Below are 20,132 nucleotides of genomic sequence, written 5' to 3' on the forward strand. Positions count from 1 at the left end.
CATGTGAGGTCGGTGGGCTTCGGTGAGACGAAGGAGTAGGCGTCGAAGCGCCGTTCCTTCCGGGTGGTGGTGACCTGTCGGCCGAAGGGGCGGCTGCCGGCGGTGCGCGGCCTCGGCCGGACGACACGTCGGCGCTAGTCGCCGTGGGGGAGGCGGTAGACGGAGACGTGGGAACGTGACTCGGCGGTGAATTCGGCTCCGTGCCAGTCGGTATGCCTGGACTCCAGCTCGAATCCGGCCAACTGGGCCATGAGATCGAGCTCGGCCGGCCAGATGTAGCGGTGTGGGCTGCGGAACACCCGCGCCTTCCTGCCGTCGTCGAACCAGAAGTGGTGGGAGACGACTTGCTGGCGCAGGACGTCGTAGGTGTCCAGACCGATGTAGCCGGCCTCGGATCGCCAGACCACGGCCTGCTGACCGGGGGGAAGCTTCCGCACCTCGGGGACCCACAGCTCGATGGCGAACCGTCCGCCCGGTGCGAGGTGGCGGGCGGCGTTGCGGAAGCACGCGACTTGTTCGGCCTGGGTGAGCAGGTTGGAGATCGTGTTGTAGACGAGGTAGACCAGCTGGAACATGCCTGGAGCGCCGGCGGTCGCCATGTCGCCGACGACGACCGGGATCGTCGCGTCATCCGCCTTCGTACGCAGTTGGTCGATCATCGGCTGCGACATCTCGATGCCGGCGACCGGTACTCCTCGCTGCGCGAGCGGGACGGCCACACGGCCGGTTCCGATGGCGAACTCGAGCGCCCGTCCGCCGTCGGCGAGTTCGGCGAGGCGGTCCAGTGTCGGTTCCAGAACCTCTGGCGCGAACACGCCGGTGCCGGGTGTGTCATAGCTCCGGGCGGCTTCGACGTCCCAGATCTCATCCTGTCGCATGCCGTCGACGATTCCCGGAGCGAGCGGTGATGTCGACAGATTTTGCGGTCTCGCACCATGGATCCCGTCTCTTCGGTGCCGGTGCGCCGGAGACCTCGGGCACGGTCGCTCGGGGTGCTGAATCAACCTCGGCTGCCGGGTCGGCAAGTGCCGCATCAGTGGCTCCTCAGATGTTCTCAACTCAGATGGTTTGACTTGAGCGCAATGGGCCTCCTATTCTTCTGACATCAGAAGTTCTTGTTTCAGAACATTTAGGAGTTCCCGTGACCGAAGTGCTCTCCGACGCCACCTTGGCCCTCTCTCTGGAGGGGGGCTTCTCCAGCCGTCTCGCCGAGGTCAACGGGGTTCGCCTGCACTACGTCGAGGGCGGGCAGGGTGATCCGCTGGTGCTGCTGGGCGGATGGCCGCAGACCTGGTGGCAGTTTCACAAGATCATGCCGGCGCTAGCGCGCCACTACCGGGTGATCGCCGTCGACCTGCGCGGCATGGGCGGCTCGGCCAAGCCGGAAACCGGATACGACAAGAAGACCATGGCCCGTGACCTCTATGAACTGGTGCGGTCTCTCGGCCACGAGAAGGTGAACATCGCCGGGCACGACATCGGCGCCATGGTGGCCCAGTCGCTGGCTGCGAATCATCCGGAGGTCGTCAAGAAGCTCGTGCTGCTGGACGTCCACCACCCGGACGAGACCATGTACGGGCTGACCCTGCTCCCGCAGCCCGACCAGCATGTCAACGGTGACTTCAAGGCCGGCTCCCGCACCTACCTGTGGTGGTTCGCCCTGAACCAGGTCCGCGGCCTTCCGGAGAAGTTGCTGGCCGGCCGCGAGCGGGAATGGATCGACGCGCTCTTCGACTACCTGCTCCTGGACCGCGAGTCCATCGGCGAAGGCGACCGCGACATATACGCGCGGGCCTATTCGTCCCCGGACGCGATCCGCGCCGGCAACGCCTGGTACCAGACGTTCATGCAGGACATCGAGGACGAGAAGGGCCACGAACTCCTGAGCGTGCCGGTCCTCGCACTCGGGGGAGACCACAGCAACCACGCCTACCTGGCCGCCGTGCTGCCGAGCAAGGGAACCGACGTGCGGGTGGTGGAGGTGAGGAACAGCGGCCATTACCTCCCCGAGGAACAGCCCGAGACCGTCGTCCGACTCCTCACCGAGTTCTTCGCCTGAACCGGCAAGCCCGCCCCTCATCGCCGTGCGGGGCGGGCCCGACATGACCTGACATGAGGAGTGCGTCGATGTCTCAATCTAACCGGACGAGCCGGCGGCCGGGCTCGATGATCCTGCTGGGCGCCGGGATCGTGCTGATCGCCGCGAACTTGCGCCCCACCATCGCCAGCGTGGCGACGGTGCTGGACCAGCTCCACGCGGGACTGGGCCTGTCGACGACCGGCGCCGGCGTCCTCAACGCCCTGCCCGTGGTGGTCTTCGGGCTGGGTGCCCCGCTGGCTCCCCTGCTGACCCGCCGCTTCGGCATCGAGCGTGCCTTGTTCGTCTCGCTGGTGGCCCTCGTCGCCGGGACGTTGCTGCGGCTAGGGCCCTCGCAAGCGACACTGTTCATCGGAACGACCATCCTCGGCGGTGGTATCGCGGTCGCCAACGTGCTGCTCCCCGCACTGGTCAAGCGTGATTTCCCGGACCGGATCGGCCTGATGAGCGGTCTTTACACCGCCTCGCTGTCAGCGGCCGCCGCCATCGCCGCCGGGACGACCGTCCCTCTTGGCGACGCCCTCGGGCAAGGCTGGCGCGGCTCGATCGGGATCTGGGCAGTTCCCGCGATCCTCGCGCTGATGGTGTGGTTGCCGCAGATCCGCCGATCGACCCGTGGAACACGGCCCCGGGGCGGCGTGACAGCCCTCCTGCGCAACGGACTGGCATGGAAGTTCACCCTTTTCATGGGACTGCTGTCGCTGACCTACCACACCATCCTGGCCTGGCTGCCGTCCATCTACACCGCCCACGGCATCAGCGCCTCCACTGCCGGTGCCCTGCTCTCGGTCGCCACCATCGTGGCCACCCCCGTGACCCTCGTACTGCCCGCGCTCGCCAGCCGTAGCCGCGATCAACGCCGATGGGTGGCGGGACTGATCGCCCTGACCGCCGGCGGTCTCGCCGGGCTGCTGATCGCGCCGACCTCGGCGCCCTATCTGTGGGCCGCGCTGACCGGTCTGGGCATGGGGGCGCTCTTCCCGCTCGCTCTCACCTTGATCGCTTTGCGCACCAGCACGAGCGAGGACGCCATCGCCCTGTCGACCATGGCGCAGTCGTTCGGATATCTCATCGCCGGCCTCGGCCCCCTGACCATGGGCATCCTGCACGAGATCACCGGCTCCTGGACATCGACCGTCGCGGTTCTCCTCGTCCTGCTCGTCCCGCAACTGCTCGCCGGCCTGGCCTCCGCACGTGACCGCCGGATCCAGCGCGACCCTGCCCTCACGAATTCCGTAACCGAGATGGTCTAGGATGAGAACATCTGAGCTCAGCTATTGTCGGAAAGGAGAGCGGCCATGGTGGTCCGCCCGCTACGCGAGCACCTCATCCTGCTGCTGTCGGTCGCCTCCCACGTCTCAAAACAGACCCAGGAACAACGCCTGGCGGAGCAGGATCTGAGCGTGCGCGAGCAGGTCGCCCTCAACGCCATCGCGGAGGGCGCACCCACCCAGCTCACCATCGCTCACAAGGCCGGCCTCGACAAGAGCACGCTCACCCCCGTCCTCGATCAGCTCGAACGAAAGAAACTGATCGAAAGGCAACCCGACCCCGGTGACCGCCGCGCCCGCATCGTCACCATGACCGACGCCGGACGCGAGGCTCTGACCCGCTCCAGCCAAACCGTCACCGAGGTCGAAGACGATCTCCTCACCGATCTCACACCGGCCGAACGGGCACAGTTCCGCGCCCTGCTCCAGCGGATCGTCGAAGGACGCATGGCCGACCTGCCCGTCCCCGGCTCGTGCCTGTAGACGCCTCACATCGGCCAGGCGGCCAAGGCGTCGTCGGGGAGGACCGGGGCCGGCCATGAGGGGTCGGTTCGCCAGTCGGGCCAGGGCGCGGCGAACGGACCGCGCCGTTCCTCTACCATCGCCAGCGCCTCGTCGCGCGCCTGCTGCACCCGGCGGTGTTCGGCGTCGGTGACGACTCCCAGTCGCCTGCCGTGCAGGTATTCGTCCTCGTCCTTCCACGTGTAGGAGGACAGGTCGGGGGTCACGACCAGGTCGAGCAGGAGGTCGAAGGTGTCGATCCCGCGGGGAGTGCGCCGGTAGGGACGCTGGAAGTTCACATACCAGCGGGAGAGACGGTTCATGGCGCCATCCTCGCCCGAATCTCGAAGGCTGTCCCGGGACGGCCTTCAGGATCATGCGTTCGGTGGCCGTTCCGCGTCGGCGCGGCCGGTGGCCGTGCCGCCCCCGGCGGTGTCCCGGGGAGAGGCGACGGCCGGGGCGGGGGACAGGACGATGTGATGGACGGCGCCGTCGGGCCAGGCCAGAGTGGCGTGGTCGCCATGGACGTCCAGGGTGGGGACGGCCTCGTCGCCTGTCGAGGACGGGCTGAGGATCGCCGCGCACGCCAGGACGGTGGTCTCGCCGGAGGTCACGGCCTTCAGGGCGGGGACGCGGGCGGGGGAGCCGAAAACGGTGCCGGCCACAGAGACGAGAGGCTCGGCGGCGGCGAACCCGGCGATGCCGAACAGGTCGCTGGTCAGGCCGTCACCGGGGACCACGGCCCAGCCGGTCTGGCGGATGAGCGTTCCGGCCGGGGCGGTGACACGGTGGACCCGGACCTCGACCGGACCCCGGGTGACGCTCAGCGACTCGATCAGGGCGCCGGGAGCGGGACGGTGGGAGGAGGCGGCCCAGTCCGGTCCGGCGCCCAGGGGCGTGAGGCGGCCTCGGGCGGTGATCGTGCCGTCGAGGACGAGGCCGACGTGGTTGTCCGGCACGTCGAGGCCGGGGCCGGTTCGGGTGGAGTAGGCGAAGCGGGCATAGAGCGGGTCGTCGGGCAGCGCGTCGCCGTCGAGGGGCTGGTGGTCGGTGCCGTGGTTGACCAGCCGGACGATCCCGCCGTGCCGGTGGACCAGCAGGCCGGGGCCGGGCAGACCGGTCGAGCCGTCACCCGGGCCGGGCTCCTCCACCGCCGTCCAGACCGGGTGGTCGGCGGGCAGCAGCAGGCCGACGAACCCCTTCGACGCCCAGTACGGCGAGGCGGAGCCCGAGTAGTCCTGCAGGGAGGGCTCGTGCGGGCCGTGCCAGCCGAGGGAGAGCAGGCCGTCGGTGAGCGCGTCGTTGTCGAGGAAGTGGCGCAGGGCTCCGCTGGCCAGGCGGCGGGTGGCCCCGGGGGACAGGGGCGAGACACCGAGCATCGCGCCCAGCCAGAGGGGGGCGGCGGTGGCGAACCGGTAGATGACGGACCGGCCCTGGTAGACGGGGGAGCCGTTGACGTCGAACGCGCCGCCGTAGCCGGACAGGAACTCCCGCAGCCGGGAGCCGTACGGCTCGGCCGGGGCGCCGGTCAGCCAGACGTGCAGGGCCGGGTAGAGGTGCATGGCCCAGCCGTTGTAGTGGTCGAGGTTGCGGGCGTCGCCGTCGGAGTACCAGCCGTCGCCGAGATACCAGTCCTCGATCCTGCCCAGGCCACGCTCGACGGCCGCGTGGGCCGCGGCCTCGTCCCGGCCGTCCGACCGCAGGAAATCGCCTACCGCGACGGGGAACAGCCACCAGTTGTTGTCCACCGGCTCGTGCCGCAGCGCTCCGCCGAGCCATCCGGCCACCGCGTCCCGCACGGCCGGGGAGAGCCGGTCCCACAGGTGCTCCCTGGTGAGCTGGAGCCCGATGGCGATCGAGGCCGCCTCGACCATGGGCTGGGTCCGGTCGGTGATCGGTCGCCAGGCCTCCGCGTGATCGGGGTCGGCGCCGGCCGCCATGCCCTCGCCGTACGGTGTCAGCAGGGCGGGGTCGCCGCCGCCCGCCACCCGGAAGGCCGCGAGCAGGAACGTGCGGGCGAAGCCCTCCAGGCCGTCGCAGTCCGACCAGCTGGCCCGGCCGGGGAGCCTGATCTGTGCCTTCGCCGGGGAGAAGTATGGCCCGACTCCGGCGAGGAGACCGTCGGCGGCGGCCTCCCAATGGGCGCGAGTCCATCCGGTGTACGGGCTGAGCACGCGGTCCTCCGGGGGAAGCGGCATGATCATCAGCGGAAACCTCCGGAGAACGGGATGCTGTGCGGCAGTGACGCTAGGGCGCTCATCCACCCCCGGTCAACACCGGAATGATCGAACGATCGTAATCGTGCAGAAACGAACGCCGGCCGTTAGGCTGGACCCTGGATCCCATCGGTACGAAGGAGACGCCCCATGCTGGCCACGGAGCGGCACGACCTCATCCTGCGCGAGGTCCGGACGCGGGGACTGGTCCGACTGGCCGAGCTGGCCGACCGGCTCGGCGTCTCGCCGGTCACCGTACGGCGAGACGTGGCCGATCTGGAGGAGCAGGGCCTGGTCACACGGGTGCACGGCGGCGTCGCCCCACCTCGGAGCCCCGCCGCGGCCCTCGGCGCGGCCTCGGCGGGAGCCGGCGGGCAGGGAGCCGGCGTCACGCCGGCCGGAGCGGGCGGCCCGGCGGCCGCGGGGGCGGCCGTCCCGGCGGGCTCGCCCCTCTCGGCGACCCGGTCCGGAGAGTCGCTCACCCTGGGCATGCTGGTCCCCTCGGCGACCTATTACTACCCCGAGGTGATCCGCGGGGCCAGGGCGGCGGCCGCCCGGCTGGGGGCCAGGCTGGTGCTCGGCATCTCCCGCTACGAGCCGGCCGAGGAGCGCGCCCAGGTGGAGCAGCTGCTGGTCGGGGGAGTGGACGGACTGCTGGTCACTCCGTGCCGGGCATTGGACGCCCCCGGACAGAACCTGGCCTGGCTGGCGGACCTGGACCTTCCGGCCGTGCTGGTGGAGCGCCGGGCCGCGCTCGGCAGCGGCCTGGAGCACCTGGACCACGTGGCCACCGACCACGCCTACGGCGGGCATCTGGCCGTCCGCCATCTCGCGGCCCTCGGCCACCGGGACATCCTCTTCGTGGCCAGGGGAGACAGCCCCACCACCCCGCGTGTGCGGGCCGGCTACGAGGCGGCGCTGCGCTCGCTCGGCCTGAACGGACCGCCGATGATCGAGACGCTCGCGTTCGAGCACGACCCGGAGACCTTCGGCGCCTCCTTGGATCCGGCGATCGCGACGATCCGGGAGGGCGGCGCCACGGCGGTCGTCGTCCACAACGACCAGGACGCGCTGGTGCTGGTGCAGAAGCTCAGGTCGAGCGGGTTCAAGCTGCCCGGCGACGTCTCCGTGGTCGCCTATGACGACGAGGTCGCCGCGCTCGCCGACACTCCGCTGACCGCGGTCGCGCCGCCCAAGCACGCGGTCGGCCAGGCCGCCGTGGAGTTCCTCGTGGGCCGGATCACCGAGGGCGAGGACCGTCCGCATCACCATCTGGACCTGCTTCCCCAGCTTCGCCTGCGCGACTCCTGCGGCTCTGTCGTATGATTTCGTGCCTATTGGGTGATTTGTCCGTGTCGAATCGTTACGCTGCCATTTCGTTACTGATCATTTGAACGTTTCCTCTAGCCATCTGTTCGTTCTTGAGCGAATGATGTCCTATCGATCGAATGGACATGAGGAGCGATTCGATGGAGCGTAAGACGTCTCGGGCCACGGCCGGACTTGCCGGGCTGCTGGCCTCGGTCACGCTGCTGACCGCCTGCGGAAGCGGTGGCGAGGCGGACAGGGCGGCCTCCGGCGACGCCGCGCGGGCCGCCACCGAAGTGACCTTCTGGGGCTGGGCCAAGGGCACCAAGGAGGTCGTGGACGAGTTCAACAAGAGCCACACCGACATCAAGATCAAGTTCGAGGAGATCCCTTCGGGCGCGGCCGGTGGCTACGCCAAGTTCTCCAACGCCGTCAAGGCGGCCAACGCCCCCGACGTCATGTCGATCGAATACGCCCAGCTTCCCGATTTCGTCAACCAGGGCGCGGTGGAGGATCTCTCCGTCGAGGTCGCCGACGTCAAGGCCAAATATCCGGCCAACGTGCTGAGCATGGTCGAGCTCGGAGGCAAGACCTGGGCCCTGCCGATGGACGCCGCCCCGCAGGTCTTCTACTACCGCAAGGACCTGTTCGACAAGTGGGGCGTCGAGGTCCCCGAGACCTGGGACGAGTTCCGCGCCGCCGCCGAGAAGGTCAAGAAGGCCGACAAGAAGGCCCGCATCGCGACGTTCTTCCCCGACGACGGCCCGGTCCTGGCCGCGCTCGCCTGGCAGGCGGGCGCCAGGTGGTTCGGCGCCGAGGGCGACGCCTGGAAGGTCGCCGTCAACGACGCGGCCACCAAGAAGGTCGCCGACTACTGGCAGGGCCTGGTCAAGGACGGCCTGGTCCACTCCCACGCCGCCTTCAGCCAGGAGTGGAACGCCTCGCTGGAGAGCGGTGAGACCGCCGGTTACGTCGGCGCCTCCTGGGGCGCGGGCGTCATGAAGGGCAACCACGCCACCCAGTCCGGAAAGTGGGCCGTCGCCCCCGTGCCGAACTGGGGCACCCCCGCCAGCGGCATGCTGGGCGGCACCAGCTTCGTGGCCGGCAAGGGCACCAAGAAGCTCAAGGCGGCGGCCGAGGTCATCAAGTGGCTGACCACCTCCGATGCCGCCTGGACCTCGCGCCTGGCCTCCGGCACCTCCAGCGGCTTCCCCGCGGCCCCGGACCTGGTGCCGGTGGCGGCCAAGAGCTTCGACACCTCCTACTACGACGGCCAGGACATCTACGCGTTGTTCGCGGAGTCCTACAAGACGATCCAGCCCGGCTGGACCTGGGGCCCGACCATGACCCAGGTGTTCACCTCGATGAAGGACCAGATGGGCAAGGTGCCCAGCGGCGGCACCACGCTGCCCCAGGCCCTCGACGAGACGCAGAACGCGACGGTCACCGAGATCAAGGGCCGCGGTCTGAACGTGGCCGGCTGAACCGGCCCGCGGATCGAGCGGCCCCGGCCGGACCGTCCAGAACCGGACCGGTCAGGGACTGGACCGTCCAGAACCGGACCGATCTCGAACCGGCCCCGCCGCGAGCAGGACCGGTCAGGGACCGGACCGTCCAGAACCGGACCGGACCGGCCGAGGACCGGGCCGGCCGGGAGCCGCCGCGGCGGGCGGCTCCCGCACTCATCTGGATCAAATCCCGCACTCACCGGGATCTCACGATGAGGCCGACCTTTCGGGAAGGCCACAGAAAGGGGGGAAGGGGCACGATGTCCTCCCTCACGACGACCCTCGACCGGTCGGCGGCCGGTCCGCCGGGCGACAGCCGTACCGGCCCGGAGTCCCTGAAACGCCGGACGCGGCGGCGGCGCGGTGCGATCGCGCTGTTCCTGGCGCCGTTCTTCGTGCTGTTCGCGGCGGTGATGATCGCGCCGCTGGGCTACGCGGTCTGGCTCAGCCTGTTCAGCCAGAAGTCCTCCGGGCTCGGGTTCGGCGGATCGGAGACCGTCTTCGCCGGGCTGGGCAACTACCTCGACACCCTCGCCGACCCGGCCTTCCTCGACGGCTTCGGCGTCATCGCCGGATACTGCGCGCTGTACATCCCACTGATGATCGGCGGCGCCCTGCTGCTGGCCCTGCTGCTGGACTCCGGCCTCGTCTACGCCAAGCGGTTCTTCCAGCTCGTGCTCTTCCTGCCGCACGTCGTGCCGGGCATCATCGCCGCGCTCGTCTGGATGTACCTGTACCTGCCCGGCGTCAGCCCGATCGTCGCCGCGCTGGAGTCCGGCGGGATCCACTGGGACTTCCTGTCCTCCGGCAAGGTCCTCGGTTCCGTCGTCAACATCGCGGTGTGGGAGTGGATCGGCTACAACATGATCATTTATTTCGCGGCGCTGCAGGCCATCCCGCGCGAGGTGATCGAGGCCTCCACGGTCGACGGCGCAGGACCGGTCCGCACGGCGCTGCGCGTCAAGCTTCCGATGATCCGGGGCGCGGTGGTGATGACGATGCTGTTCACGATCATCGGATCGCTCCAGCTGTTCACCGAGCCGATGATCCTGGCCGACGCCAGCGCGGGAGTGGTCAGCGGCTGGACGCCCAACATGTTCGCCTACACCGAGGCGTTCTCCAAGAACGACTACGGCCAGGCGGCCGCCGCCTCGCTGCTGCTCGCCGCGCTCGCCGCGGGCCTGTCGTTCGCCGTCACCCGGTTCGGCGCGAGGAGCGGCAAGTGAGCAGGCCCGCCTTCCTCTCCCGGGGCGTGGTCAACGCCCTGCTGGCCGTCGCCGCGGTCTACACGCTGCTGCCTCTCACCTGGTTGCTGTTCGCCTCCACCAAGTCGCTGCACGACCTCTACTCCAGCCCCGGGTTCGCCTTCGCCGGCTTCGACTTCGGCGCGAACCTCTCCGCGGTCGCCGAGGAGGGCGGTGGGATCTTCTTCCGCTGGTATCTCAACAGCGTCCTCTACGCCGGCGGCGGAGCCCTGATCGGCACGCTCATCAGCGTCATGGCGGGTTACTGCTTCGACAAGTACGGCTTCCGCGGCAAGGAGAAGCTGTTCGGCGTCGTCCTGCTCGGCGTCCTGGTCCCCAGCACCGCCACGGCTCTGCCCCTGTACCTGCTGGCCTCCAAGGTGGGCGTGGTCAACACCTTCTGGGCGGTGTTCATCCCGGTCCTGGTCAACCCGTTCGGCGTCTATCTCGCCCGCGTGCTGTCGTCCGGCTACGTGCCCGGCGAGGTGCTGGAGGCGGCCCGCTCCGACGGCGCGGGCGACCTGCGGACGTTCGTCTCGGTGGCGCTGCCCATGCTGAAGCCCGCCTTCGTGACGATCTTCCTGTTCCAGTTCACCGCGGTGTGGAACAACTTCTTCCTGCCGCTGGTGATGCTCTCCGACCACAACCTGTTCCCGCTCAGCCTGGGCCTGTTCTCGTGGAACAACCAGGGGACCGCGTTCCCCGAGTTCCACACCCTGGTGATCACCGGCTCACTGCTGTCGGTGGTCCCGCTGCTCGTGGTGTTCGTCTTCCTGCAGCGCTTCTGGCGGGCGGGCATGACGGCGGGCAGCATCAAGTGATCATCACATCGGGGGAATCGATGTCTCGTCGCCCGCGGGTGGTCGTCGCGATGTCACACGACGTCGCCGACCGCCTCCTGGAGGATCCGGTACGGCGCCGCCTGGCCACGCTGGCCGAGGCGGACCCGTCGCTCGTGGCCGCCGACTTCGCCGAGCCCGCGGTCCGCGCCGCGCTCGCCGAGGCCGAGGTCCTCTACACCTGCTGGGGCTGCCCGCCCCTGACCGCCGAGGTGCTCGCCGCCGCGCCGCGGCTGCGGGCCGTCGTGCACGCGGCCGGCTCGGTCAAACACCACATCACCGACGCCTGCTGGGAACGCGGCCTGAGCGTCTCCTCGGCGGCGATCGCCAACGCGCTGCCCGTCGCGGAGTTCACCCTCGCCGCGATCCTGTTCGCGGGCAAGCGCGTGCTGGAGATCGCCCAGCTCTACCGGCGGCATCGCGCCGCACTCGACTGGGACCGGCGCTTCCCCGGCTTCGGCAACTACCGCCGCACGGTCGGGATCGTGGGCGCCTCCACGATCGGCCGCCGGGTGATCGAACTGCTCCGGCCGTTCGACCTCGACGTCCTGGTCAGCGACCCCTATCTGGACGCCGCCGAGGCGGCCCGGCTGGGTGTCCGGCTCGCCGAGCTGGACGAGCTGGTCGCCGGCAGCGACGTGGTGAGCCTGCACGCCCCGGCCCTGCCCTCGACGCACCACATGATCGACGGCCGCCGCCTCGCGCTGATGCGCGACGGGGCCACGCTGATCAACACCGCCCGGGGCGCGCTGGTCGACCAGGAGGCCCTGACCGGCGAGCTGCTGTCCGGGCGGCTGCACGCGGTCATCGACGTGACCGAACCCGAGGTGCCGCCCGCCTCCTCGCCCCTGTACGACCTGCCCAACGTGCTGCTCACCCCGCACATCGCGGGCTCGCTCGGCGGTGAGCTGCGCCGCATGGCCGACGTGGCACTCGACGAGCTGGAGCGTTACGCCCACAGCCTGCCGTTCCGCTACGGCGTCGCCCCGGAGGGGCTCGTCCGCTCCGCCTGACCCTCTGGTCCCCCCCCACCGAGAAGGAGCAGTTGAATGCGGTTATTCCGTCCCACCGCGATCGCCGCCGTGGCTCTGGCCTGCGCCGGCGCACTCGCGACGCCGGCGCAGGCGCAGGCCGCCCGCGTCTTCTTCGTGGACTGTACGGCGACGCCCGGCGGCTCGGGGCGCGACGCCGCGGGGCCGCTGACGAGCCTCGCGGAGGTCAACGCCCTCCGGCTGCGGGCGAAGGACAAGGTCAAGTTCAGAGCCGGGACCGTCTGCGCCGGCCGCCTGGAGCCGGTGGGCTCCGGCGCCCCCGGCCGGCCGATCACCTTCACCTCCTACGGCGAGGGCCCCAGACCGATCATCCAGGGCGACGGCGGAGAGTGGGCCGTCCACCTCGTCGACAACAGCCACATCACCGTCGAGAAACTGCACGTCACCAATCCTGCGGCCACCACGGCCAAACGGACCGGCATCCAGTACAACTCCACGACGCCCGAACCCAAGGCCGGGCTGGTCCTGCGCGACCTGGAGATCTCCGACGTCGCCGGCTGGGGCGACAAGACCGGCGCCAACTCCGGCTGGTTCGCCTACTCGGCCGGCATCAGCGTTCAGGCCCTGCCCGAGGGCAAGGTCGGCTACATCGACGGCATCACCATCACCGGCAACTACGTCCACGACACCGGCGGCGGTGGAATCAAGATCAGCCGCAAGGGCACGGACTACCACAGGAACGTTCACATCGCCGGCAACACCATCCGCAGCGTCGGCGGCGACGGCATCGTCGTGCACGCCGCCGCCCGCCCGCTGGTCGAGCACAACCTGTTCGACGACGGGGGCGGCGGCAAGTATCCCTACGTCGACGGCAACTTCGCCGGAATGTGGCCGATCAATTCCGTCGACCCGGTCTTCCAGTACAACGAGGTGACCCGGCAGCGGCCGACCATCTTCGACTCCACGGCCTGGGACTGCGACGGCGGGATCAAGGGCAGCTGCGTCTACCAGTACAACTTCTCCCACGCCAACGCGGGCGGCTTCTACCTGGGCTGCCAGAGCTGCACCGAGTTCCCGAACTACAGGGCGACGGCGATCCTGCGGTTCAACATCGCCCAGGACGACTGCCGCATCGCCGGCAACGCGTCCGGAGACAACGGCAGCCCGCTGTGGATCCACAACAACACCTTCTTCTGCGCGAGCGAGAAGCTGAACGTCGCGGTGCCCAACGGCCCGTCGGCGAACACGAAGATCGTCAACAACATCTTCCACGCGGCCCAGGGGACGCTGCCCACCGGCCAGAACGTCACCTATGACTCCAACGTCTACTACGGCGGCATCACGGCGCCCGCCGGCGACGCCACCGCGATCACCGCCGATCCCGGTCTGGCCGCGCCCGGCACCGCCACGGGCCAGGGCGACGCCGCCGGGTACAAGCTGGTGACCGGCTCTCCGGCGCTCGGTACCGGAGCCCTCGTGGAGGGCGTGGGCGGGCGCGACTACTTCGGCAACCCGATCGGTGCGACCGTCTCCCGCGGCGCCTACTCCGGACCCGCGGTCGGCCCCGTGGTCCACGCGTCGGTCAAGGCCGCCTACAACAACGTGGGCGTCAGCTCCGACCGCAACCCCGACGTCGGCGGCCTGTCCACCTCCGGCCGCAGCTACTCCGGCCAGGGACTGGAGGCGGCCGGACTCCGCCCGGGCGCTACCGTGACCGCCTTCGGCGCGGACTTCACCTGGCACCCCGGGGCGTACGGCACGCTGGACAACGTCAAGGCGGCCGGCCAGACCATCGAGCTCTCCGGCCGGGGAAGCAGGCTCGTCCTGCTCGGCACCGGCGTCTTCAAGGTCCGTTCAGGTGTCCTCAAGGTGACCTACACCGACGGGACGGTGGAGGACAGGACCATCCGCTTCGGTGACTTCTGGGACGCGACGGCTCCCGAGGGCGCCGTCGTGGTCGCCCGGTCGGCGTATCACAACATCACCCAGACCAACTATCGCAACCCCGCCACCGGACAGACCCGGGAGTCCGGAGTATCGGTGTTCGCCCACGCCGTCCCGCTGGATCCCGCCAAGATCGTCGCCTCCGTCACCCTGCCCGCCGGCAGCCCCCTCGCCGACGCGGGCCTCCACGTCTTCGATATGAAGATCGCCTCCTGACATGCGGGAACCCACCTCGGCCACCCCGTCTCCCGCCGGCCGCGTGATCACTGGCGGACGGGTCGCCGGCGGACGGATCACCCGCGGACGGATCGTCGGCCGTGGCATCACGGGCGGACGGGTCATCGGCCGCGGCGTCACGGGCGGACGGGTCGCCGGCGTCTTCGCGCGGCCGCGGGTGTGGGCCGCGGTGATCGGCTGCCTGCTGGTGGCCGGGGTGGTCCTGCCGGTCCGCCTGGGGACATCCCGGGAACCGGAGCCCGCCGGGCTCCCGGCGTCCGCCACCCCGGCCCAGGTCCTCGGCCTCGCGCCGCGGGACACGGTGACGGAGGCGGCGGGCGAACCGGTGGTCGGGGCGGAGGTCCTCCGATCCGCCGACGTGGTGCGACCCGAAGTGATCGCGGAGTTCACCGGTGGGGGCGTCGCGGCCGGATCCGGATTCTGGGATCGGCCGCTGGCCGGGGTCACGGCCCGGGACCGGCTCCGGGAACGGGCGCTGGCGGCTGCCGTACGGGACAAGGTGCGAAGGATCTGGGCCCGGGAGGCCGGGCTGGTCGAGGAGGTGAGCGAGGCGGCCTTCCAGCGGGCGCTGGCGCTGGAGAACGGGCGGCGGGAGGCGGCCCGGCGGGCCGGACGGCCGCTGCCGGGCGTGCCCCGCTACGACGAGTACACCTACGCCCAGGTGAGCGCGGCCGAGCTCGACTACGCGCTGAGCGAGCGGCTCGCCGGAAAGCTGGATCTGTCCGAGAGCCGGCTCCGGGCCCACTACGGGAGGCTGTCGCGACCCGGCGCGCCCTCCTTCGCCGACGCCCGCGACGACGTCCGTCGTTCGCTGGTGGCCGAGGAGTACGCTCGGGCCCTGGACGGCAGGGTCGCCGCCGCACTCGGGACAGCCCTTCGAGACAACAGACGGAGTCCGGCATGAAACTGTCCTTGAGCACGCTGGGCCTGCCCGGTGCGGGACTGCCCGAGGCGATCCGGGTCGCGGTGGCGCACGGATGCGACGGACTGGAGCTGCGCCTGCACCCCGACACCGGAGTCCATGTCGGGCTGCCGGGAGCGGGCGCCCGCCGTACGGCATCGCCGGCGCCCGCGCAGGCGGTGGCGCAGCGGGAAGACCCGCCCGCCGACCGGCCCCGGGTCCGGGCGGCGGTGAGCGCGGCGGGGCTGGAGATATCCGCTCTTGCGGGGTATGTAGGGATCTGCGAACCGGGGGACGACGGTCCGGTGATCGAGGCGCTGACGGCCGAGCTGCTTCTCGCCGCCGACCTCGGGGCGCCCGGGGTGCGGGTGTTCCCCCGGGGAGAGGATCCGGCGATCGGGGCGCGGCGGCTGAGGGCGGTCGCGCGGGAGGCCGGGCGGTCCGGGGTGCGGGTACTGGTGGAGACGCATGACGCGATGCCCACCGGCGCGGCCGTGGCGCGACTGCTCGACGCGGCGGACGAGCCGGAGACCACCGGGGTGATCTGGGACCTGCTCCATCCCTGGCGGCACGGCGAGAGCCCGGCGAGCACGCTCGCGGCCCTCGGTGACCGTCTCGCCTACGTCCAGATCAAGGACGCCGGACCTGACCTCACCCCGGTGCCGATGGGGAAGGGCGGGGTCCCGCTGGAGGAGGCGGGGGCGCTGCTGCGCGAGCGCGGATACGAGGGCTGGGCGTCGCTGGAGTGGGAACGGACCTGGTACCCCCAGGTCGATCCGGTGGAGAAGGTGATCCCCGGGGCGGCGGCCTGGGTGCGCCGTTTCTCCTGATTTTTGCCTTTACTCCGGTCATGGGTATCAGGAGACCATCCGGTTTTGACGGACCGGTTCCATCCCGGGCCGGCGCTCCTCGCGGCGGCCGGCCCGGCGACGGTTTTCTCGCGACGACGGTCTACTTCGCGACGACCGAGGCGATCCTGCTGATCGGCTCGGCCAGCGCGTTGATCGCGTCGGACAGCGCCTTCAGCTCCTCCTTGGACAGCTTGTCGTGCAGCTCCCAGCCGTCGCCCTTCTGGTGGGCGCCCAGCGCCGCCTCAGCGCCGGCGAACTTCTCGTCGAGCGTCTTGACCAGGTCGGGCGCCCGCTCCTCCAGGACGGGTCGCAGCGCCTGAACGGCCGCCTTCGATCCCTGCAGGTTGGCGTCGAAGTCCCACAGGTCGGTGTGCGACCAGATGTCCTCCTCGCCGGTGATCTTCCCGGTGGCGACCTCGTCGAGCAGCTCCTTGGCACCGTTGGCCAGCTGGAGGGGGGAGAGCTGGGCCTCGTTGGCCTTCTGCACGATGGTCTTGACGTCGGTCATCAGCCTGTCGGCGATGGGGCCGTCCTTGGCGACGTCCTTCTTGATCCACAGATCCTTCTCGATCCGGTGGAAGCCGGTCCACTCCTGACCGTTCTCGAGGTCGGCCTCGCGGGCGTCGATCGCCGGGTCGAGGTCTCCGAAGATCTCCGCGACCGGCTCGATCCGCTCCCAGTAGGTGCGCGCGACCGGGTAGAGGCCCTTGGCCTTGTCGATGTCGCCCGCCTTGACCGCCTCGGTGAACTCCTCGGTCTTGGCCAGGAGCGTGTCGCTCTGCGACTTGATGTAGCGCTTGTAGCCGGCGGTGGCCTCGGCCAGCTTGGCGTCGGCCGACAGCGGCTGGTGCGCTCCGCTCACCTTCAGCGCGTTGCGGATGCCCTTGCCCACCATGCCCGGCTTGCAGGTGGCCTCGTAGCTGCCGGGCGGCAGCTCGACGATGACCTCACGGGTCAGGCCGGGCACGATGTTCTCCACCTCGCCCATGACCCGGTCACCCGGCGCGTAGACGTAGAACTCGGTCACCTTGGAACCGCCGTTGGTGATCGCGAAGGTGGAGGTGCCGGAGCTGATCTCGCTGGCCGCGACCTTGCACTCGGTGTCGGTCGCCGCGACGGTGATCTTGCCGTCCTTGGCCTGCGCAGGGCTCGGGCCTCCCGCCTGAGGCTCGCTCGAGCAGGCGGACAGTGCGGCCAGGGCCAGTCCGGCGGCGGCGAGGACGAAGGGGGTACGCATGGCTCTCTCGTTTCAGGCGGTGGTGGGAACGGCGGGCGCGGAACGCTTGGACGGCGGCCGCAGGAAAAGGACGAGCGTGGGCACCGCGTAGGCGACCCAGGCGACGGTCTCCAGGACGGTCGGCTGCGGGGTGATGTTGAACATCCCGGAGAACAGCGCGCCCCACCAGGAGTCGGCCGGCATGATCGCGGTGATGTCGAACGCCTGGTTGGACAGGCCGGGCAGGATGTTGGCCTCCTGAAGGTCGTGCACGCCGTACTTGAAGATGCCGGCGGCGACCAGGATGAGCAGCAGTCCGGTCCAGGTGAAGAACTTGGTGAGGTTGATCTTGAGTGCGCTCTTGTAGAGGCCCCAGCCGATCACGATCGAGGTGAGGATGCCCAGGCTGATCCCGACCAGCGGGTTCGCGCTCATGGTGGCGCCCTGAACGGAGGCGAAGAACAGCAGCGCGGTCTCCAGTCCCTCGCGCGCCACCGCCAGGAACGCCATGACGACCACGGCGACCGGGCCGAGCTGGAGTGCGTCGCTGAGCTTGGCGCGCAGCTCGCCGGAGAGCGAGCGGGCGGCCCGCCGCATCCAGAAGATCATCCAGGTGACGAAGACGGTGGCCAGCAGCGAGGTGATCGCGTCGAACAGCTCCTGCTGCTGGTGCCCGAGGTGAGCGGCGGTGAAGGTGAGCAGTGCGCCGAACCCGATGGAGAGCGCGGTGGCGGCGATCACCCCCGCCCACACCAGCGGGAGACGGTCCCTGCGGTCGCTCTTGACCAGGAACGCGACGAGCACGGAGACCACGAGCGTGGCCTCCAGACCTTCGCGCAGGCCGATGAGGTAGCTGGCGAACACCGTCACTCCAGAGACTTGGGAATTGGGAAGGCTTACCTAAATTAGGGCAGGGAAACCTTACTCTGCGCAAGACCCGGTTTCGTCCAGGGGGTCGCTGGAGTGACGCTGTGATCGCGGGCGGCGCGACACTGTGGTTCCGGGCGGCGTGACGCTGTGATCGCGGGCGGCGCGACACTGTGATCGTGGGCGGCGTGACACCGGTTCCGGGCGGCGTGACACCGCGCCGCCGGGGTGGTCAGGGCCGGGGGCCGGCGCCGTGACCGCCCGCGGAGATCAGGCGAAGACGCTTCCGGTCTCGGTGAGGAGCGCGTTGAGCGCCCGCGGGCCGCGCCACGCCTTCGTCATGCCGAACCGGGCGGAGAGCCGGAGACGTTGGTCGTGGCGTTCCGGAGCGTTCCCTGTGGGTTTCGCCACAGTTCTCCTATTGATCATTACGGTGCAATGTTACATGTGGCATATTATTAATCACGGGCACCCGGCGACGAAGCCGGCCATCCGTGACCTCATCCGTGACTTCAATGGAGGAACTCGATGAACAAGATCGCCAATCGTGGTGTCGCCCTTCTGGCGGCGGGGGTGGCCATGGCAGGCGGGCTCGCCGTGGCCGCGCCCGCGTCGGCAGGGACCGTCACGACGACGACCACGTGCAGCACCACGGGCCCGATCCAGGGCCTGAACGTCAAGGCGTGCGTGGACGTCACCGGTGACCTGGTGCGGGTCTACGGGATCGTCGGCGCCCTCGGTATCTCCGAGCCCCCGGGGACCCCCCGAAACGTCGGCGCGCAGGTCTCCGGTGAGATCGTCGGCGGTGCCTTCCTCGGCTCCGGGAGCCGGGCACTGAGCATCTGGAACAACTTCTTCACCGTCGAGGGCGTCACCGCGACCGTGGCCTCCGGGTCCACGGTCCGCGCCAAGGTGACGATCACGCCCGGCCCCGTGGGCCCCGGCGGCGGCGGCACCCCTCTGCCCGGTCCGACGTCCGTGTCCGTCGACGTGCCGGTCGCCTACTGATCGGGAGCGCGCTCTCGCGGGGTGGCGAGGCGCGGGTGCCGGGCTGACGGCGGGCGACGGGCGGCTCGCCGCCGGCCGGGGACTCGCCGTCGGCCCGGAGATCCGCCGGCGGGGGACTCGCCGTCGGCCCGGGGATCCATCAGCCGGGGAAGTGACAGGCCACCATCCTTTCCCCGGAGCCGTGGATCTCGAGCAGGGGGGCCTCGGTCCGGCAGACGTCCCGCGCCGCAGCACAGCGGGGGTTGAAGGAGCAGCCCGGGGGCGGGTCGGCCGGGCTGGGCGGGTCGCCCGGCAGGACGATCCGCTCGCGGGTGAGCTCCACCTCCGGGTCGGGGACCGGTACGGCCGACAACAGGGCGCGGGTGTAGGGGTGGGCCGGGGTGGTGTAGACGCTCTCGCGGGAGCCGACCTCCACGACGCGGCCGAGATACATCACCGCGACCCGGTCGCATACGTGCCGCACCACCGACAGGTCGTGGGCGATGAACAGGTAGGCCAGGCCCAGCTCCCGCTGGAGGTCGGCGAGCAGGTTGACGATCTGCGCCTGGATCGACACGTCCAGCGCCGACACCGGCTCGTCGCAGATGATCAGCCTGGGCCGTGACGCCAGCGCCCGGGCGATGCCGATGCGCTGGGCCTGGCCACCGGAGAACTCGTGCGGGTAGCGGTCGGCGTGCTCGGCGCCCAGGCCGACCATCTCCAGGAGCTCGATCACGCCGCGCCGGTCCAGCAGCCGCAGCGGGCCGGCGACGATCCGCTCGACGGTCTGGCGGGGGTTCAGCGACGCGAACGGATCCTGGAAGATCATCTGAATGTCACGACGGAACGGGCGCATGTCGCGCGGGCCGAGCCGGGTGATGTCGTGGCCGTCGAAGACGACGGTGCCGCCGGTGGGTTCCAGCAGCCGGACGATCATCCGGCCGGTGGTGGACTTGCCACAGCCCGACTCCCCGACCAGGCCGAGAGTCTCTCCCGGCCACACGTCGAAGGTGACGCCGTCCACGGCCCTCACCCCGTTCCGCCTCCCGAAGGTCATCCGCAGGTCCCGTACGGACAGCAGCGGCGTGGTCCGGGGCCCGGTGTCCGCCGTGCTCTCCGACGCCGTGTCCGAAACTGTCTCCGACGCCGTGT

19 protein-coding genes are annotated in these 20,132 nt (G+C 70.2%); 12 read left to right on the plus strand and 7 right to left on the minus strand.

What is annotated here, in order from left to right; genetic code table 11:
* Positions 1–134: 134 nt before the first annotated feature.
* Positions 135–878, minus strand: coding sequence for a class I SAM-dependent methyltransferase (locus ACQPYK_RS18045; RefSeq protein WP_433256629.1), 744 nt, complete (start codon positions 876–878; stop codon positions 135–137).
* 263 nt (positions 879–1,141) lie between these two features.
* On the opposite strand from ACQPYK_RS18045, the gene ACQPYK_RS18050 reads away from it, so the two are divergent.
* From ACQPYK_RS18050 to ACQPYK_RS18060, 3 genes are all read left to right on the plus strand, one after another.
* Positions 1,142–2,059, plus strand: coding sequence for an alpha/beta fold hydrolase (locus ACQPYK_RS18050; protein ID WP_433256631.1), 918 nt, complete (start codon positions 1,142–1,144; stop codon positions 2,057–2,059).
* 68 nt (positions 2,060–2,127) lie between these two features.
* A complete protein-coding gene (locus ACQPYK_RS18055; protein ID WP_433256633.1) occupies positions 2,128–3,351 on the plus strand; it encodes a CynX/NimT family MFS transporter in 1,224 nt (407 codons plus the stop codon).
* A gap of 45 nt (positions 3,352–3,396) precedes the next feature.
* Positions 3,397–3,852: a MarR family winged helix-turn-helix transcriptional regulator gene (locus tag ACQPYK_RS18060; protein ID WP_433256635.1), complete on the plus strand. Its 456-nt coding sequence runs from the start codon at positions 3,397–3,399 to the stop codon at positions 3,850–3,852.
* 5 nt (positions 3,853–3,857) lie between these two features.
* Here ACQPYK_RS18060 and ACQPYK_RS18065 read toward each other — a convergent pair whose 3' ends face one another.
* Entirely contained in the window at positions 3,858–4,193 is a 336-nt protein-coding gene (locus ACQPYK_RS18065) for a DUF402 domain-containing protein (RefSeq protein WP_433256637.1), read from the minus strand.
* 51 nt (positions 4,194–4,244) lie between these two features.
* Complete coding sequence (locus ACQPYK_RS18070; protein WP_433256639.1) at positions 4,245–6,068, minus strand: DUF2264 domain-containing protein; 1,824 nt, start codon at positions 6,066–6,068, stop codon at positions 4,245–4,247.
* Between the two features lie 168 nt (positions 6,069–6,236).
* Here ACQPYK_RS18070 and ACQPYK_RS18075 point away from each other — a divergent pair, with 168 nt between their 5' ends.
* The 8 genes from ACQPYK_RS18075 to ACQPYK_RS18110 all read left to right on the plus strand — a co-directional run bounded on the left by ACQPYK_RS18075 (position 6,237) and on the right by ACQPYK_RS18110 (position 15,889).
* The gene (locus ACQPYK_RS18075) at positions 6,237–7,412 is read left to right on the plus strand and encodes a substrate-binding domain-containing protein (RefSeq protein WP_433256641.1); all 1,176 of its coding nucleotides are present in this window, start codon (positions 6,237–6,239) and stop codon (positions 7,410–7,412) included.
* A gap of 143 nt (positions 7,413–7,555) precedes the next feature.
* Positions 7,556–8,878: an ABC transporter substrate-binding protein gene (locus ACQPYK_RS18080; protein ID WP_433256643.1), complete on the plus strand. Its 1,323-nt coding sequence runs from the start codon at positions 7,556–7,558 to the stop codon at positions 8,876–8,878.
* A gap of 284 nt (positions 8,879–9,162) precedes the next feature.
* A complete protein-coding gene (locus tag ACQPYK_RS18085; RefSeq protein WP_433256645.1) occupies positions 9,163–10,128 on the plus strand; it encodes a carbohydrate ABC transporter permease in 966 nt (321 codons plus the stop codon).
* A complete protein-coding gene (locus tag ACQPYK_RS18090) occupies positions 10,125–10,967 on the plus strand; it encodes a carbohydrate ABC transporter permease (protein WP_433256647.1) in 843 nt (280 codons plus the stop codon). The genes ACQPYK_RS18085 and ACQPYK_RS18090 overlap by 4 nt, the downstream gene beginning before the upstream one ends.
* A gap of 20 nt (positions 10,968–10,987) precedes the next feature.
* Positions 10,988–11,998 carry a hydroxyacid dehydrogenase gene (locus tag ACQPYK_RS18095; protein ID WP_433256649.1) on the plus strand — a complete coding sequence of 337 codons (1,011 nt, stop codon included), beginning with the start codon at positions 10,988–10,990 and terminating at the stop codon, positions 11,996–11,998.
* A gap of 36 nt (positions 11,999–12,034) precedes the next feature.
* On the plus strand, positions 12,035–14,137 hold the full coding sequence (locus ACQPYK_RS18100; protein ID WP_433256651.1) for a right-handed parallel beta-helix repeat-containing protein: 2,103 nt from the start codon (positions 12,035–12,037) through the stop codon (positions 14,135–14,137).
* 1 nt (position 14,138) lies between these two features.
* Positions 14,139–15,062 carry a hypothetical protein gene (locus ACQPYK_RS18105; protein ID WP_433256652.1) on the plus strand — a complete coding sequence of 308 codons (924 nt, stop codon included), beginning with the start codon at positions 14,139–14,141 and terminating at the stop codon, positions 15,060–15,062.
* Positions 15,059–15,889: a sugar phosphate isomerase/epimerase family protein gene (locus ACQPYK_RS18110; protein WP_433256654.1), complete on the plus strand. Its 831-nt coding sequence runs from the start codon at positions 15,059–15,061 to the stop codon at positions 15,887–15,889. The genes ACQPYK_RS18105 and ACQPYK_RS18110 overlap by 4 nt, the downstream gene beginning before the upstream one ends.
* A gap of 121 nt (positions 15,890–16,010) precedes the next feature.
* Here ACQPYK_RS18110 and efeO read toward each other — a convergent pair whose 3' ends face one another.
* The 3 genes from efeO to ACQPYK_RS18125 form a co-directional block, all read right to left on the minus strand.
* Positions 16,011–17,147 carry an iron uptake system protein EfeO gene (gene efeO, locus ACQPYK_RS18115; protein ID WP_433256656.1) on the minus strand — a complete coding sequence of 379 codons (1,137 nt, stop codon included), beginning with the start codon at positions 17,145–17,147 and terminating at the stop codon, positions 16,011–16,013.
* Positions 17,148–17,159: 12 nt separating this feature from the next.
* Positions 17,160–17,990, minus strand: coding sequence for an iron uptake transporter permease EfeU (gene efeU, locus ACQPYK_RS18120; RefSeq protein WP_433256658.1), 831 nt, complete (start codon positions 17,988–17,990; stop codon positions 17,160–17,162).
* A gap of 273 nt (positions 17,991–18,263) precedes the next feature.
* On the minus strand, positions 18,264–18,404 hold the full coding sequence (locus tag ACQPYK_RS18125; RefSeq protein WP_433256660.1) for a hypothetical protein: 141 nt from the start codon (positions 18,402–18,404) through the stop codon (positions 18,264–18,266).
* A gap of 117 nt (positions 18,405–18,521) precedes the next feature.
* Here ACQPYK_RS18125 and ACQPYK_RS18130 point away from each other — a divergent pair, with 117 nt between their 5' ends.
* Positions 18,522–19,001, plus strand: coding sequence for a hypothetical protein (locus ACQPYK_RS18130; protein ID WP_433256661.1), 480 nt, complete (start codon positions 18,522–18,524; stop codon positions 18,999–19,001).
* Positions 19,002–19,140: 139 nt separating this feature from the next.
* Here ACQPYK_RS18130 and ACQPYK_RS18135 read toward each other — a convergent pair whose 3' ends face one another.
* On the minus strand, positions 19,141–20,037 hold the full coding sequence (locus ACQPYK_RS18135) for an ABC transporter ATP-binding protein (RefSeq protein ID WP_433258831.1): 897 nt from the start codon (positions 20,035–20,037) through the stop codon (positions 19,141–19,143).
* Positions 20,038–20,132 lie beyond the last annotated feature (95 nt).

It is taken from the genome of Streptosporangium sp. CA-135522 (assembly GCF_050949235.1).
Taxonomy (GTDB): domain Bacteria; phylum Actinomycetota; class Actinomycetes; order Streptosporangiales; family Streptosporangiaceae; genus Streptosporangium.

Bases quoted from the DNA above. Each gene is read 5' to 3' on its own strand.
- ACQPYK_RS18060 (WP_433256635.1), top strand. From the start codon at position 3,397: ATGGTGGTCCGCCCGCTACGCGAGCACCTCATCCTGCTGCTGTCGGTC.
- ACQPYK_RS18065 (WP_433256637.1), bottom strand. From the start codon at position 4,193: ATGAACCGTCTCTCCCGCTGGTATGTGAACTTCCAGCGTCCCTACCGG.
- ACQPYK_RS18130 (WP_433256661.1), top strand. From the start codon at position 18,522: ATGAACAAGATCGCCAATCGTGGTGTCGCCCTTCTGGCGGCGGGGGTG.
- ACQPYK_RS18085 (WP_433256645.1), top strand. From the start codon at position 9,163: ATGTCCTCCCTCACGACGACCCTCGACCGGTCGGCGGCCGGTCCGCCG.
- ACQPYK_RS18135 (WP_433258831.1), bottom strand. From the start codon at position 20,037: ATGACCTTCGGGAGGCGGAACGGGGTGAGGGCCGTGGACGGCGTCACC.
- ACQPYK_RS18055 (WP_433256633.1), top strand. From the start codon at position 2,128: ATGTCTCAATCTAACCGGACGAGCCGGCGGCCGGGCTCGATGATCCTG.
- ACQPYK_RS18045 (WP_433256629.1), bottom strand. From the start codon at position 878: ATGCGACAGGATGAGATCTGGGACGTCGAAGCCGCCCGGAGCTATGAC.
- ACQPYK_RS18095 (WP_433256649.1), top strand. From the start codon at position 10,988: ATGTCTCGTCGCCCGCGGGTGGTCGTCGCGATGTCACACGACGTCGCC.
- ACQPYK_RS18080 (WP_433256643.1), top strand. From the start codon at position 7,556: ATGGAGCGTAAGACGTCTCGGGCCACGGCCGGACTTGCCGGGCTGCTG.
- ACQPYK_RS18100 (WP_433256651.1), top strand. From the start codon at position 12,035: ATGCGGTTATTCCGTCCCACCGCGATCGCCGCCGTGGCTCTGGCCTGC.
- ACQPYK_RS18070 (WP_433256639.1), bottom strand. From the start codon at position 6,068: ATGCCGCTTCCCCCGGAGGACCGCGTGCTCAGCCCGTACACCGGATGG.
- ACQPYK_RS18105 (WP_433256652.1), top strand. From the start codon at position 14,139: ATGCGGGAACCCACCTCGGCCACCCCGTCTCCCGCCGGCCGCGTGATC.
- ACQPYK_RS18075 (WP_433256641.1), top strand. From the start codon at position 6,237: ATGCTGGCCACGGAGCGGCACGACCTCATCCTGCGCGAGGTCCGGACG.
- ACQPYK_RS18110 (WP_433256654.1), top strand. From the start codon at position 15,059: ATGAAACTGTCCTTGAGCACGCTGGGCCTGCCCGGTGCGGGACTGCCC.
- efeO (WP_433256656.1), bottom strand. From the start codon at position 17,147: ATGCGTACCCCCTTCGTCCTCGCCGCCGCCGGACTGGCCCTGGCCGCA.